This window comes from Pseudomonas sp. DWP3-1-2 (assembly GCF_049896285.1).
In the GTDB taxonomy this organism is placed as follows: domain Bacteria; phylum Pseudomonadota; class Gammaproteobacteria; order Pseudomonadales; family Pseudomonadaceae; genus Aquipseudomonas.
In genome coordinates this window covers 174,847-188,470 of record NZ_JAFCTZ010000003.1, presented here as the reverse complement: position 1 = coordinate 188,470, position 13,624 = coordinate 174,847, and the positions used below count along the sequence as shown (strand labels likewise).

Sequence of the window (13,624 nt, the reverse complement as noted above, 5' to 3'; positions counted from 1 at the left end):
TTCACCCATGACCACCGAACAATTGCTCACGACCCCATTGCACGCCCTGCATCGCGAACTGGGTGCCAGGATGGTCCCGTTCGCAGGCTACGACATGCCGGTCCAGTACCCGGCAGGCGTTATGAAGGAACATTTGCACACCCGGGAAAAAGCCGGCCTGTTCGACGTTTCGCACATGGGCCAGATCCGTCTGACCGGTGCCGAAGCCGCCAAAGCGCTGGAAGCTCTGGTGCCGGTGGACATCATTGACCTGCCCGTCGGCATGCAACGCTATGCCATGTTTACCAATGAAACCGGTGGCATTCTGGACGACCTGATGGTCGCCAACCTCGGCAACGATCAACTGATGCTGGTGGTCAACGCCGCCTGCAAAAACGAAGACCTCGCCCACCTGCGCAAACACCTGGCCGGCCACTGTGAAATCCAGCCGTTGTTCGACGAGCGCGCCCTGCTCGCCCTGCAAGGCCCACAAGCGGTCACCGTTCTGGCGCGCCTGGCACCGGAGGTCGCGAAGATGACCTTCATGCAATTTGCCAGCGTCACGTTGATGGGCGTTGAGTGTTACGTCAGTCGCTCCGGCTATACCGGGGAAGACGGCTATGAAATTTCCGTTCCGGCCGATCAGGCCGAGGCACTGGCGCGGCGCTTGCTGGCAGAGCCGGAAGTGGCCCCCATCGGCCTCGGTGCCCGGGATTCGCTACGCCTGGAAGCGGGCCTGTGCCTCTATGGTCACGACATGAACACCGACACCACGCCCATCGAAGCCAGCCTGCTCTGGGCCATTTCCAAGGTACGCCGCGCTGATGGCCCGCGTGCTGGCGGCTTCCCCGGCGCGGAACGGATTTTCGCCCAGCAACAATCGGCACCTGCACGCAAACGCGTCGGCCTGCTGCCACAAGAGCGCACCCCGGTGCGTGAAGGTGCGGAAATCGTCGATGGCGACGGCAAGACCATTGGTACTGTTTGCAGTGGCGGCTTCGGCCCGAGCCTGGGCGGACCGCTGGCCATGGGCTACGTGGATAACGCCTTTACCGCGCTGGATACACCGGTATGGGCCATTGTGCGTGGCAAGCAAGTGCCCATGGTGGTAAGCAAAATGCCTTTCGTTGCACAACGTTACTTCCGCGGCTAATAACCGCCGTCAAAAAAATGGGTGGGTGTGTGACAACACCGATACAAAGTTTCACACCCCCATTTCACTGTTTGGAAGAGCACAGTTACCGCTCACGGGGCGCACCTGAAAAGCGCACTTGAAAGTTAAAAACTATCAAACCTTGCACGTTGGTTAATATTTTAAAAAATACCCTGCAAGCCAGCAAAAACGGGGCTCTCAGGGGGCTTGTGTTTGTAACAAGAGATAGCGTAGAGTTTATTCACTGTGTTTGCATAGGTCGCTTGAATCGGGACCTGGGCAGTAGCTCAATGTTTTGCTACATCCCGCTCTACGTTTCTTACTTCCTGCAACCAGCCCAGTTCTTTCACCAGAAAGAAGCTGTCATTAATTTTGAGTTTCAAGGAAATAAGAAAATGGCTGAACGTCAGAGCGGTACCGTCAAGTGGTTTAACGACGAGAAAGGTTTTGGTTTTATCACTCCAGAGAGCGGACCGGATCTGTTCGTGCACTTCCGCGCTATTCAAGGCAACGGCTTCAAGAGCCTTAAAGAAGGTCAGAAGGTGACTTTCGTTGCCGTGCAAGGCCAGAAAGGCATGCAGGCGGACGAGGTTCAAGCGGAAGGTTAACGACCGCCACCAAAAAAAGCCCCTGATGCTGACATCAGGGGCTTTTTTTTGGGTGCGATTCCGTAAAATGCGGATCTTCCCCAGTCCGAGAGCCTCCCCATGTCCAAACATCTGCTGCGTCCACAAGGTGAATTTCCGCCTGTGGGGCTGGGTCGACGGCTTGCGGCGATCGGCTATGACACCTTGCTGTGCTTCGCGCTGCTGATAGTGACGGCGTTTATCTACAAACTGGTGCTGATGGCCTTCGTGGGTGAAGCCCGGCTGCGCGCGTTATCAGAATCAGGCGCGCTGGACGGCGACCCGTTGCTGTCGACTATTCTGTTCTTCGTCCTGTTTGGTTTCTTCGCCAAATTCTGGACCCACTCCGGGCAAACCCTGGGTATGCAGGTCTGGGGCATCCGCGTGCAGAACGCCGACGGCACCGGCATCAGCCTCTGGCAAGCCCTGCTGCGCTTCGTGGTTTCCATTGCCTCCTGGCTGTGCCTGGGGCTGGGCTTTGTGTGGTCGCTGTTCGACAAACAAAAACGCAGCTGGCATGACCTGTATTCCGGCAGCCAACTGGTGCGCATTCCGAAGCAGAAGTGAACACCGGGATCAGCGTCTTGACGTCGCGGAGCCAGGATTTCAGCCCCGCGCTGACTCGGCAATCATGAAAGCTGCCCTATTCAAGACTGGGATCTCAAGACTGAATGGGCTTTCAACTCTTCGTCTATGAACGCAGCAATCATGGCTCTGTATACCCGCTCCACGACATCAGGGGAGGCGCCGGCATCGTCTGCAATGGCGCGCACTTTGCTGATGACCTGTTCAACCCGCGCTGGAGCGCGCACATCCTCAGCAGTTTTCTTGAAGGCTGCCGCCTGGGTAACGAGGTTGCCGCGCCTGGCGAGAAGTGCGACCACATCGCGGTCAATGCGGTCTATGTGCTGGCGAACCTCTTCGATTGATGTGCAATGCACTTCCATATACCTGTCTCCTTTTTTAAACGCACAAGGCGTGCTGGACGGCCTGCCGGGTCAACGCGGACGCTCAAGAAACACCAGGCGTGCCGCTAACGCTGCCATCACCAAGGCGAATCCATACGTCCCTAGACGCCTGGAGAGGTTGCCGCCGCCCAGTTTTGCGCCTAGCTGCACGGCACACAGCCCAAGTGCGGCATGGAAGAGTAGCGCAATGAGCGCAAGGAGTGCGCCAAGGAACATCAGCTGGAGGCTAATGCTGCCGGTTTCTACGCTGACGAATTGAGGCAGGAAAACCATAAAGAACAAAAGCGCTTTGGGATTCAAGAGGCTGTTAACAGTGCCTCGGCCGAAGATTTTCCACAGGGAAGCCAGCTGACGTTGAGCGCCCTGAGCCGCTGCCGGCGTTTTCAAAGCCTGCCAGGCGATCCATATGAGATAGCACGCCCCGGCCCAGCGCAGCACTTCGAACGCCGGGGACCAGCTCATGACCAGAGCGCCAATACCTGCGCTCACCATCGCGGTCATCAGCAAATCAGCGACGGAAATACCCAGAGCAGCAGCGAACCCCGCGCGCCAACCGTGGGCCAACGCATGGCTGGTCACAAACGCCATGTTCGGCCCCGGCACGATCAACAGCAGCAAGGCAGCGATAACGAAAAGATAGAGATTGGCGGCGTCCGGCATGGTCATCACTCCGTAAGGTTGAGCCATGACAGTAAGCAAGGGATTGAAGTGACGGTAGTTACAGTCGCAGCCGGTTTGACAGCAACAGCCGCTTTTCAGGGCGCCTTGCCTGACGCTGTCGCAGGACTGAATTTGGGGATCCCGGTGATTACATCAATGCCCTGGCGCTGGCCCGAGCACCGACAGGCCGGACTCCACAGACGAAAAAGCCGACTTGACGTCGGCTTTTTTGCATCTGCAATACGACTGACCGCTACCCGGCCCGACGCAGCAACACTATCCCGGCCAGTGCACAGACCCCGGCGGGAACCAGCACCGCAAACAGGGGCGAGAAGCCGAATACCAGGCTGGATGGCCCGAGCAAGTCCTGCGCGATCCTGAAGGTGAACCCCACCAGCACGCCGGTAAACACCCGCTGGCCCAGCGTCACCGAACGCAGCGGACCGAAGATGAAGGAAATCGCCATCAGGACCAGCGCCACGGTCACCAGGGGTTGCAGCACCTTGGTCCAGAACGCCAGCCAGTAACGACCGCTGTTGAGCCCCTGATCCGTCAGATAGTGCGCGTAGTTCCACAAGCCGCTGATGGACAGGGAATCCGGCGGCAAGACCACGGTACTCAGCAGCGTCGGGCTAAGCGCGACGTCCCAGCGCTCGTCAGGGGTGTTGATCACCTCGGTACTGCCGTCGCGGAAGAACGTGGTGGTGACGTCTTTCAACTCCCAGTAATCGGTCTTGAAGTTGGCCTGCTTGGCGAAGCTGGACGACAGCATATGGCGCTGATCGTCGAAGCGGTAACGGGTCACGCCGTACAGCAGACCATTGGGCTGGACGGTATTGATGTGAATGAATTCCTCGCCCTGACGATGCCACAAGCCATGCCGTGCGCTTTGTGCGTCACCGGTGCCTTGCGCCAGCGAGCGGTTGGCCTGTGCCTGGTTTTCGCAGGCCGGCGCCACATATTCGCCAATCAACACGCCAGCGATCATCAGCACCAACATGGGCTTCATGACCGCCCAGACGATGCGCCCGATGGACACACCTGCCGCACGCATGATCGTCAGCTCGCTGCTGCTGGCCAGACTGCCCAGGCCGATCAGACAGCCGATCAGCGCGGCCATCGGCAGCATTTCATACAGGCGGCGCGGCGCGGTGAGCAACACAAAGCTGCTGGCATCGAACAAGGTATAGGTGTCGCTGACGTCACCCATCTCATCGATGAAGGCAAACAGCGAGGCAAGCCCGAGGATGATCCCGAGCACAGCGAGAATCGCGACAAAAACACTTTTGCCGATGTAGCGATCGAGCTTAACCACGGGTCACCTCCGGTGCGCTGCGGCGACTTGCCATTTTCAGGCGCAGCGGTTCCCAGTACAGAAGTCCCAGGCCAATCATCAGAAACAGGGCATGAACCCACCACAATCCCAGCGCCTGGGGCAGCTTGCCTTTTTCAAGGGCGCCACGGGCGGCAATCAGGATAGTCAGGTAAGCCATATAAAGCAGAATGGCAGGCAGCAATTTGAGGTAGCGACCCTGACGCGGATTGACGCGAGCCAGCGGCACCGCCATCAACGTCACGATAAACACCAGGATCGGCAGGGAGATGCGCCACTGCAGTTCAGCTTTATAGCGAGGCGTGTCATTGCCGAACAGCTCACTGGTGGGGATCGCATCGCGGTCGGTGACTTCGTCGCTGATCTCCGGCTTGGGCAGCAAGGCACCGTAGGTGTCGTACTTGATGGCGCGGTAGTTGGCTTCGCCCGGATTGCCGTCGTAGCGATACCCGTTTTCCAGAATCAGGAAGCGACTGCCATCGGGTTTGACTTCCTGATGGCCCTTCTCGGCAACCAGCACGGTGATGCCGCGATCCTTGGACTTGTCCCCGGACATGCGCTTTTCAGAAATGAACACGCCGCCCAGCTTCGAGCGGTCGTCAGACAGGTCATGGGTGTACGTGACCCGACTGCCATCGCGCAAGGTCTGGAAACGGCCCGGGACCAGCGTGTCGAACTCGGTCATCGCGTCCTGCTGATTGATCAACAGGGAAAACTGCGTCGCCCCTTGTGGCGCGAGACTGAAGCTCAACCACGCCACCAGCAGCGCCACCAGCGCCGCCGGGGCCATGGTGATACACAGCAAGCGTTGCTGGCTCATGCCGGTGGCGGCGAGGACGGTCATTTCGCTTTCCAGGTACAGCCGGCCGTAAGCCAGCAGAATGCCCAGAAACAGACCCAGCGGCAGAATCAGCTGCAGGAACCCTGGCAGACGAAACCCCATGATCATGAACAGCACGCCAGGGTCCAGCGCGCCGGACGCGGCCTGGGCCAGGTACTTGATGAAGCGTCCGCTCATGATGATGACCAGCAGCACGGCGCTGACGGCGCTCAGCGTAACGAGCACTTCTCGGGACAGGTAACGGAAGACAATCAAACCAGACACTCCAGGGTTGCCCGGCACACGCGGCCGGACAAGAAAAAGGTATCAGCGGTCATACGGTTTAAACCCGACAAACAGGGAACCACCAAAAAAATATGCGGCATTATCCTGTGATTGAGGTGGTCTGTCACTGCGCACTGGGGATAGTTCGCACGTACACGTCCTACACGCGGCCTCACCCCCGAGTTTTACGGGGTTGTCAGGGGTCGTCTGCCGGGGTCAAACTGCGGGCCTTGTCGCTGGCATCGTCATGCGAGACACCTCTGCCCTGCCGCGCACGTCATTCATTTCGCATAGCTCATCGTTTATTCGGGGACCCCGACATGGAATTGGTTGTTAAAAGCGTAAGTCCAGAAACCTTGAAGACCGCCACGCTGGTGGTTGCCGTGGGCGAAGGTCGCACGCTCGGCGACGCTGCAAAAGCCATCGACGCCCTCGCGGGTGGCGCCATCTCGGCAGTGCTCAAGCGTGGTGACCTGGCCGGCAAGGTCGGCCAAAGCCTGCTGCTGCACAACCTGCCCAACCTGAAAGCCGAACGCGTGCTTCTGGTCGGCACAGGTAAAGACGCGGAATTGTCCGACCGTCAGTTCAAGAAAGTCGTCAGCTGCGTGCTGTCGAATCTCAAGGGTCTGGGCGGCACAGACGCGGCCATCGCCATTGATCCATTGGCCGTGAAAAACCGCGACACCTATGGCAAGACTCGCCTGCTGGTAGAAACCCTGACCGATGGCGAATACGTTTTCGATCGCTTCAAGACCCAGAAAGCCGAACCCAAAGCGCTGAAAAAAATCACCCTGCTGACCGACAAGCTCAGCGTTGCCGACGTGGAGCGCGCCTCCGCCCACGCCCAAGCGATTGCCACCGGCATGGCATTGACCCGTGACCTGGGCAACATGCCGCCCAACCTGTGCCACCCCACCTATCTGGGTGAGCAGGCCAAGGCATTGGGCAAGGCTCACAAGAATCTCAAGGTCGAGGTTCACGACGAGAAGAAACTCGCTGAACTGGGCATGGGTTCATTCCTGGCCGTCGCCCAAGGCAGCGCTCAGCCGCCACGCCTGATCGTCATGAACTATCAGGGCGGCAAGAAAAGCGAAAAACCGTTTGTGCTGGTCGGCAAGGGCATTACGTTCGACACCGGCGGCATCAGCATCAAACCTGCAGCCGGCATGGACGAAATGAAGTTCGACATGTGCGGTGCCGCCAGTGTGTTCGGCACCCTGCGCGCCGTGCTTGAGTTGCAACTGCCGATCAACGTCGTGTGCGTCCTGGCGTGTGCCGAGAACATGCCCAGCGGCACCGCGACACGCCCTGGCGATATCGTCACGACCATGAGCGGCCAGACCGTCGAAATCCTCAACACCGACGCCGAAGGCCGTCTGGTGCTATGCGATGCCTTGACCTACGCCGAGCGCTTCAAGCCCCAGGCCGTGATCGACATTGCCACCCTGACCGGCGCTTGCGTCGTGGCATTGGGCGGCCATACTTCCGGCCTGCTGGGCAACAACGATGCCTTGATCAACCAATTGCTGGACGCGGGCAAAATGGCAGACGATCGCGCCTGGCAACTGCCGCTGTTCGACGAGTATCAGGAACAACTGGACAGCCCCTTCGCTGACATCGCCAATATCGGCGGACCCAAAGGCGGCACCATCACCGCGGCGTGCTTCCTCTCGCGCTTCACCAAGGCCTACGAGTGGGCGCACCTGGACATCGCCGGTACGGCCTGGCTAAGCGGTGGCAAAGACAAGGGCGCCACTGGCCGTCCGGTCCCGCTGCTGACTCAATACCTGCTTGACCGCGCCGGCGTATAACGGCCTGCATAAGCGTGCCTGCCTTCGGGCAGGCGCGATTTGCGCACCGGATGACCACATGACCCAAGCTCTATGACCCAAGTCGATTTCTATATTCTCCCCAGCGCCGAACCTTCGGCTCGCCTGGACTTTGCCTGCAAGCTCACGGAAAAAGCCTGGCGTCTCGGTCACCGCGTCTACCTGCATTGCAGCGATGCCGCGCAACGTGATGACCTGGATGCACGGCTCTGGCGCTTCAAGGGCGAAAGCTTCGTCCCCCACAGTGCCGCTGAAGACGATGACGTCTGCCCCGTGGTGCTGGGATTGGGTGAAGATCCGGGGCAACACCAGGATTTGCTGGTCAACCTCGATTTGCGCATCCCCGAATTTTTCAAACGGTTTGCCCGCGTGGCCGAAATCGTCGTGGAAGACCCGGTTATACGTCTGGCCGCACGAGAGAGTTTCCGCTTCTACCGTGAACACGGCTATCCTCTGCAAGATCACCGTCTACAGCGTCTTTGAGCATACGATGGATACTTCCAAACCCCTGAAACAGCCTGCCAACCTTCTGGACGACCTGGAGTCGATCCGGCAATTGCTGGGCGATGACTCACTGCAGCCACCGCTGTTGACCGACACCGTCAAAAGCGAAACGCAGATCCCGTTGTTGTTCGATGTAGTGGGCACCCGGCCTGCGTTGAGCCATGATCTGGACTTCGACACCGACGAAGCCGACATTCCGACGCTCACACCGCAGCCGCCGGCTCATCAGGCCGAGCCCGCTCAGGCACAAGCGCCTCAGAAACCCGCCGCCAACCCGGATACCCTGCTGCATCTGGAAACCGAGCTGCGCGCCGCCGCGCAACTGATCATGCAAGACGTCATCGACGACTTCGCCCCGCATATCGAGACCGAAATCAAACGCCGTCTTGAAGCCAGGATGGAGCGACTGCTCAGCCAACAGCAGAATTGACGCCGCTCCGTTGGAGCGAGGCTTGCCCGCGAAGGGCCCGTACATTCGCCACATCTGCGACGCCTGACAGAAAGCTTCGCGGGCAAGCCTCGCTCCAACAAAGCATCACCCGACTCTGGATCGAGACTTTTCACCACCCATCATCGCCCCGCTCTACGCCAAGCCGTTCATCCCCGTTATACTTGTCGGCTTTCCTGAATTAATGCCAATTAGGTTCCCGCCGCGCATGGACAAGACCTACCAGCCCCACGCCATCGAAACTTCCTGGTACCAAACCTGGGAATCCGAGAATTATTTCGCGCCTCAAGGCTCGGGTGACCCGTACACCATCATGATCCCGCCGCCGAACGTCACCGGCAGCCTGCACATGGGCCACGGTTTCAACAACGCGATCATGGATGCCCTGATCCGCTTCCGCCGCATGCAGGGTCGCAACACCCTGTGGCAGCCGGGTACCGATCACGCCGGTATCGCCACGCAAATGCTGGTGGAGCGTCAGATCGAGGCACAGGGCCTGAACCGTCACGACCTGGGTCGCGACAGGTTTCTGGAAAAAATCTGGGAATGGAAGGATCAGTCCGGCGGCAACATCAGCCGTCAGATCCGTCGCCTGGGCTCGTCCGTGGACTGGAGCCGCGAGCGCTTCACCATGGACGACGGTCTGTCCGACGCGGTCCGTGAGGCGTTCGTACGCCTGCATGAAGACGGCCTGATCTATCGCGGCAAGCGTCTGGTCAACTGGGACACCAAACTGCACACGGCAATTTCCGATCTTGAAGTGGAAAACCACGACGAGAAGGGTTTCCTGTGGAACCTGCGTTATCCACTGGCTGACGGCGCGAAAACCGCTGACGGCCTGGATTACCTGATCGTTGCCACCACTCGCCCGGAAACCATGCTCGGTGACGCCGCCGTCGCCGTGAACCCGGAAGACGAGCGCTATAAAGCGCTGATCGGCAAATTCGTCGAGCTGCCGCTGGTGGGCCGCCGCATCCCGATCATCGCCGACGATTATTGCGATCCGGAATTCGGCACCGGCTGTGTGAAAATCACCCCGGCCCATGACTTCAACGACTATGAAGTCGGCAAGCGCCACAACCTGCCGCTGCTGAACATCTTCGACAAGAACGCCCACGTGCTGCCCGCCGCCCAGGTGTTCAACCTCGACGGCACGCTGAACGAAACCATTGACGGTAGCCTGCCGGCTGAATACGCCGGCCTGGATCGCTTCGAAGCGCGCAAACAGATCGTTGCTGCCTTCGAGGCTGCGGGCCTGCTGGTCAGCGTCGATGACCACGCTCTGAAAGTCCCGAAAGGCGACCGTTCCGGTACGATCATCGAGCCGTGGCTGACGGACCAGTGGTACGTGTCCACCAAGCCGTTGGCCGAACCGGCCATTGCCGCCGTTGAAGACGGCCGCATCGCCTTCGTGCCTAAACAGTACGAAAACATGTACTTCTCGTGGATGCGCGACATTCAGGACTGGTGCATCAGCCGTCAACTCTGGTGGGGCCATCGCATTCCGGCCTGGTACGACGAGTCCGGCAAGGTTTACGTCGGCCGCGACGAAGCCGAAGTGCGCGCCAAGAACAACCTGGGCCCGGACGTTGCGCTGCAACAGGACAACGACGTGCTCGACACCTGGTTCAGTTCGGGGCTGTGGACCTTCTCGACGCTGGGCTGGCCTGAAAAAACCAAGGCTCTGGAGACCTTCCACTCCACCGACGTACTGGTAACCGGCTTCGACATCATTTTCTTCTGGGTTGCCCGGATGATCATGCTCACCATGCATCTGATGAAGAATGAAGACGGCACGCCGCAAGTCCCGTTCAAGACCGTTTATGTGCACGGTCTGGTGCGTGATGGCCAGGGTCAGAAGATGTCCAAGTCCAAAGGCAACGTCCTGGACCCGCTGGACATCATCGACGGTATCGAGCTCGAAGACCTGGTACAGAAACGTACCTCGGGCCTGATGCAACCGAAACTGCTGAAGAAAATCGAAAAGCAGACCCGTGACGAGTTCGCCGACGGCATCGCCAGCTATGGCACCGACGCCCTGCGCTTCACGTTCTGCTCGCTGGCGTCCACCGGTCGCGACATCAAGTTCGACATGGGCCGCGTCGAAGGCTATCGCAACTTCTGCAACAAGATCTGGAACGCCGCCCGCTACGTGCTGGACAAGGGCGAAGATTGCGGTCAGAACGGCGAAGCGGTCGAACTGTCCCTGGCGGATCGCTGGATCATCTCGCAACTGCAGCGCACCGAAGCCGAAGTGACCCGCCAACTGGATCAGTTCCGCTTCGACCTCGCGGCGCAGGCCTTGTACGAGTTCATCTGGAACCAGTATTGCGACTGGTACCTGGAACTGTCCAAGCCGGTTCTGTGGGACGAAACCGCACCCGTTGAACGTCAGCGTGGCACCCGCCGCACACTGGTTCGCGTGCTGGAAGTGGCAATGCGTCTGGCGCATCCGTTCATGCCGTTCATCACCGAAGAAATCTGGCAACGTCTGGCACCGCTGGCGGGCGTCCAGGGTAAGACCATCATGCTGCAACCCTGGCCCGTGGCCAACGAAGCACGCATCGATCAGGCGGCCGAAGACGACATCGAATGGCTCAAGGGCCTGATGCTCGCGACCCGCAACATTCGTGGCGAGATGAACATCGGTCCCGGCAAGCCGCTGCAACTGTTCCTCAAGAACGTCAATGCCGAAGACCTGCGCCGCCTGCAGGAAAACGACTACCTGCTGAAGAAACTGGCCAAGCTGGAATCCATTACGGTGCTGGAGCCGGGCGCCGAAGCGCCATTGTCCGCCACCGCACTGGTGGGCGAGATGGAAGTGCTGGTGCCCATGGCCGGCCTGATCGACAAGGCCGCTGAGCTGGCGCGTCTGGACAAGGAAATCCAGCGCCTGCAAGGCGAAGTGCAACGCGTCGGCGGCAAACTGTCCAACGCTGCATTCGTCGACAAGGCACCGCCGGAAGTCATCGCCAAGGAACGCGCCAAAATGGTCGAGGCTGAACAGGCCTTGGGCAAACTGGCAGAGCAGCACGCGCGTATTTCCAGCTTGTAAGCAACAGATCGGCCAGCCTGGAAACAGGCCGGCCGATCACACATAGATTCCTGTAGGAGCGCGCTTGCCCGCGATGGGGCCAGCCCTGGCGTCCACGATCCGATCGTAATGGCGCGGCGTTCAATCAAACGCTATCGCGGGCAAGCGCGCGCCTACAGGGGTGTTGCGCCCGCACCACCAGAATCAACCTATGACCACCCCAGACAAACCCAAGACACCCCGCAAGAAGCCCCAAACCGAGCGTCAGGCAAAACCTGCCGAGCCACGGGAAAAGGCCACGCTGCATCCGCGCAACCGCCATCAGGGCCGCTACGACTTCCCCAAGTTGATCAAAAGCAGCCCTGAGCTTGCAGAATTCGTGATCCTCAACCCGTATGGCAAGGAAAGCATCGACTTTGCCAACCCTTCAGCCGTGCGTGTGTTCAACCGAGCGCTGCTCAAGTCGTTCTACGGTGTGGCTCACTGGGATATTCCGGCGGATTACCTGTGCCCACCGATTCCGGGCCGAGCGGACTATCTGCACTTCCTGGCCGACCTGCTGGCCGAGTGCAACGAGGGCGTTATCCCCCGTGGCCTGTCGATCAAGGCGCTGGACATCGGCATGGGTGCCAACTGCGTCTACCCGTTGATCGGTCACAGCGATTACGGCTGGCAGTTTTTGGGGTCGGATATCGACCCGACCGCTATTGCCGCCGCTACTGCCATCGTCAAATCCAACAGCCTGAGCAAAGCCATCAGCTTGCGTCTGCAAGCCAATCGCAAACAGATCCTGCTGGATTTGCTCAAGAGCGATGAACGCTTCGACGTCAGCCTGTGCAACCCGCCGTTCCATTCGTCCATCGACGAAGCGCAACGCGGCAGCCAGCGTAAATGGCGGGCGCTGGGTAAAGCCGACCCTAAACGCAAACTGCCCGTGCTGAATTTTGGCGGGCAATCCCAGGAGCTGTGGTGTGAAGGCGGCGAGATCGGCTTCGTGACGCAGTTGATCAACGAGAGCACGCGTTTGCCGAAACAGGTGTTCTGGTTCAGCACGCTGGTGTCCAAGGCGTCGAACCTGCCGTTGATTCAAAGCACGCTGAAAAAAGCCGGCGTGTTTGAAAGCCGCATCATCGAGATGGGCCAAGGCCAGAAGCAAAGCCGCTTTGTGGCCTGGACCTTTCTGGACAAGGCCCAGCAAGCGGCCTGGCGGCAGGAGCGTTGGGTTTAGCAGATCCCGTTGGAGCGAGGCTTGCCCGCGAAGAACGCTAACGCGGTGGATCTGAGCCACCGAGGTGCCTGATTCGCGGGCAAGCCTCGCTCCAACAGATCCGGCATCTGACGCCCACAAAAAAGCCGTGCTCCGGTAAACCGGAGCACGGCTTTTTCACAGCAAGCGTGCGCTTACTTGTTGATCGAGTCGCTCAGCGCTTTAGCTGGTACGAACTTGATAACTTTCTTGGCAGCGATTTCGATGGCTGCGCCAGTCGAAGGGTTGCGGCCAGTGCGAGCTGGACGCTCTGCCACTTTCAACTTGCCGATACCCGGCAGAGTGATTTCAGCGCCGCTTTCCAGTTGGTCGGCAACAATCTGGCCCAATTGGTCAAGAGCATTACGCGCGGTGGTTTTTGGCGCGTCGATAGCTTCAGCGATATCGGCGATCAATTGGTCTTTAGTCAGAGCCATGGTGGTGTTCCTTCCCTATCAAATTCATTTGGATTGCAGGATGCGGTGTCGGCCTGGGGCCAGGCAATGAACCTGGCCCTCCAGTAGCAGCCACGATTAATCACGAAATGTAGATACTGAAACCGGGCTTTGGTTCGGCTCGATCACACACAAACTGCGGTGCTTAGCGCGCTGTAGTGCGCAAGACCGCGCAAAACTAGCACAGAGCCGCGTAAATATCCGCACTAACCTACCCGTTTGGACAGGATTAAAGTGTTTCAGCCCAAAATAACGGGGGTTACGGCCGAATCAAGGCCAAAACC

At 59.3% G+C, this 13,624-nt stretch carries 13 protein-coding genes; 8 read left to right on the top strand and 5 right to left on the bottom strand.

Annotated features, from left to right (window positions below; all coding sequences use genetic code 11):
* The first annotated feature begins 7 nt into the window (after positions 1-7).
* The 3 genes from gcvT (at position 8) to ACP7B0_RS09785 (ending at position 2,325) form a co-directional block, all read left to right on the top strand.
* On the top strand, positions 8-1,132 hold the full coding sequence (gene gcvT / locus ACP7B0_RS09795) for a glycine cleavage system aminomethyltransferase GcvT (protein WP_426141080.1): 1,125 nt from the start codon (positions 8-10) through the stop codon (positions 1,130-1,132).
* 395 nt (positions 1,133-1,527) lie between these two features.
* A complete protein-coding gene (locus ACP7B0_RS09790) occupies positions 1,528-1,740 on the top strand; it encodes a cold-shock protein (RefSeq protein WP_003365337.1) in 213 nt (70 codons plus the stop codon).
* 99 nt (positions 1,741-1,839) lie between these two features.
* On the top strand, positions 1,840-2,325 hold the full coding sequence (locus ACP7B0_RS09785; RefSeq protein ID WP_426141079.1) for an RDD family protein: 486 nt from the start codon (positions 1,840-1,842) through the stop codon (positions 2,323-2,325).
* An 80-nt stretch (positions 2,326-2,405) separates the two neighbouring features.
* On the opposite strand, the gene ACP7B0_RS09780 is transcribed toward ACP7B0_RS09785, so the two are convergent.
* From ACP7B0_RS09780 to lptF, 4 genes are all read right to left on the bottom strand, one after another.
* Complete coding sequence (locus ACP7B0_RS09780) at positions 2,406-2,705, bottom strand: chorismate mutase (protein WP_426141077.1); 300 nt, start codon at positions 2,703-2,705, stop codon at positions 2,406-2,408.
* 51 nt (positions 2,706-2,756) lie between these two features.
* Positions 2,757-3,386 carry a LysE family translocator gene (locus ACP7B0_RS09775; RefSeq protein WP_426141545.1) on the bottom strand — a complete coding sequence of 210 codons (630 nt, stop codon included), beginning with the start codon at positions 3,384-3,386 and terminating at the stop codon, positions 2,757-2,759.
* 253 nt (positions 3,387-3,639) lie between these two features.
* Complete coding sequence (lptG, locus tag ACP7B0_RS09770; RefSeq protein ID WP_426141076.1) at positions 3,640-4,701, bottom strand: LPS export ABC transporter permease LptG; 1,062 nt, start codon at positions 4,699-4,701, stop codon at positions 3,640-3,642.
* Complete coding sequence (gene lptF, locus ACP7B0_RS09765) at positions 4,694-5,815, bottom strand: LPS export ABC transporter permease LptF (RefSeq protein ID WP_426141075.1); 1,122 nt, start codon at positions 5,813-5,815, stop codon at positions 4,694-4,696. Before lptF ends, lptG begins: the two co-directional genes overlap by 8 nt.
* Positions 5,816-6,144: 329 nt before the next feature.
* Here lptF and ACP7B0_RS09760 point away from each other — a divergent pair, with 329 nt between their 5' ends.
* The 5 genes from ACP7B0_RS09760 (at position 6,145) to rlmF (ending at position 12,867) form a co-directional block, all read left to right on the top strand.
* A complete protein-coding gene (locus ACP7B0_RS09760) occupies positions 6,145-7,635 on the top strand; it encodes a leucyl aminopeptidase (RefSeq protein ID WP_426141073.1) in 1,491 nt (496 codons plus the stop codon).
* A gap of 72 nt (positions 7,636-7,707) precedes the next feature.
* Positions 7,708-8,136, top strand: a complete 429-nt coding sequence (locus tag ACP7B0_RS09755; protein ID WP_426141072.1) for a DNA polymerase III subunit chi — start codon at positions 7,708-7,710, stop codon at positions 8,134-8,136.
* A 7-nt stretch (positions 8,137-8,143) separates the two neighbouring features.
* Positions 8,144-8,587 (top strand): DNA polymerase III subunit chi, encoded by a 444-nt coding sequence (locus ACP7B0_RS09750; protein WP_426141070.1) that lies wholly within the window; start codon positions 8,144-8,146, stop codon positions 8,585-8,587.
* A 226-nt stretch (positions 8,588-8,813) separates the two neighbouring features.
* On the top strand, positions 8,814-11,660 hold the full coding sequence (locus ACP7B0_RS09745) for a valine--tRNA ligase (protein WP_426141068.1): 2,847 nt from the start codon (positions 8,814-8,816) through the stop codon (positions 11,658-11,660).
* A 190-nt stretch (positions 11,661-11,850) separates the two neighbouring features.
* Positions 11,851-12,867: a 23S rRNA (adenine(1618)-N(6))-methyltransferase RlmF gene (gene rlmF, locus ACP7B0_RS09740; protein ID WP_426141066.1), complete on the top strand. Its 1,017-nt coding sequence runs from the start codon at positions 11,851-11,853 to the stop codon at positions 12,865-12,867.
* A gap of 173 nt (positions 12,868-13,040) precedes the next feature.
* Here rlmF and ACP7B0_RS09735 read toward each other — a convergent pair whose 3' ends face one another.
* Entirely contained in the window at positions 13,041-13,322 is a 282-nt protein-coding gene (locus ACP7B0_RS09735; protein WP_426141065.1) for an HU family DNA-binding protein, read from the bottom strand.
* Between the last annotated feature and the right edge of the window lie 302 nt (positions 13,323-13,624).

Bases quoted from the DNA above. Each gene is read 5' to 3' on its own strand.
- gcvT (WP_426141080.1), top strand. From the start codon at position 8: ATGACCACCGAACAATTGCTCACGACCCCATTGCACGCCCTGCATCGC.
- ACP7B0_RS09790 (WP_003365337.1), top strand. From the start codon at position 1,528: ATGGCTGAACGTCAGAGCGGTACCGTCAAGTGGTTTAACGACGAGAAA.
- ACP7B0_RS09785 (WP_426141079.1), top strand. From the start codon at position 1,840: ATGTCCAAACATCTGCTGCGTCCACAAGGTGAATTTCCGCCTGTGGGG.
- ACP7B0_RS09780 (WP_426141077.1), bottom strand. From the start codon at position 2,705: ATGGAAGTGCATTGCACATCAATCGAAGAGGTTCGCCAGCACATAGAC.
- ACP7B0_RS09775 (WP_426141545.1), bottom strand. From the start codon at position 3,386: ATGCCGGACGCCGCCAATCTCTATCTTTTCGTTATCGCTGCCTTGCTG.
- ACP7B0_RS09760 (WP_426141073.1), top strand. From the start codon at position 6,145: ATGGAATTGGTTGTTAAAAGCGTAAGTCCAGAAACCTTGAAGACCGCC.
- ACP7B0_RS09755 (WP_426141072.1), top strand. From the start codon at position 7,708: ATGACCCAAGTCGATTTCTATATTCTCCCCAGCGCCGAACCTTCGGCT.
- ACP7B0_RS09750 (WP_426141070.1), top strand. From the start codon at position 8,144: ATGGATACTTCCAAACCCCTGAAACAGCCTGCCAACCTTCTGGACGAC.
- ACP7B0_RS09745 (WP_426141068.1), top strand. From the start codon at position 8,814: ATGGACAAGACCTACCAGCCCCACGCCATCGAAACTTCCTGGTACCAA.
- rlmF (WP_426141066.1), top strand. From the start codon at position 11,851: ATGACCACCCCAGACAAACCCAAGACACCCCGCAAGAAGCCCCAAACC.
- ACP7B0_RS09735 (WP_426141065.1), bottom strand. From the start codon at position 13,322: ATGGCTCTGACTAAAGACCAATTGATCGCCGATATCGCTGAAGCTATC.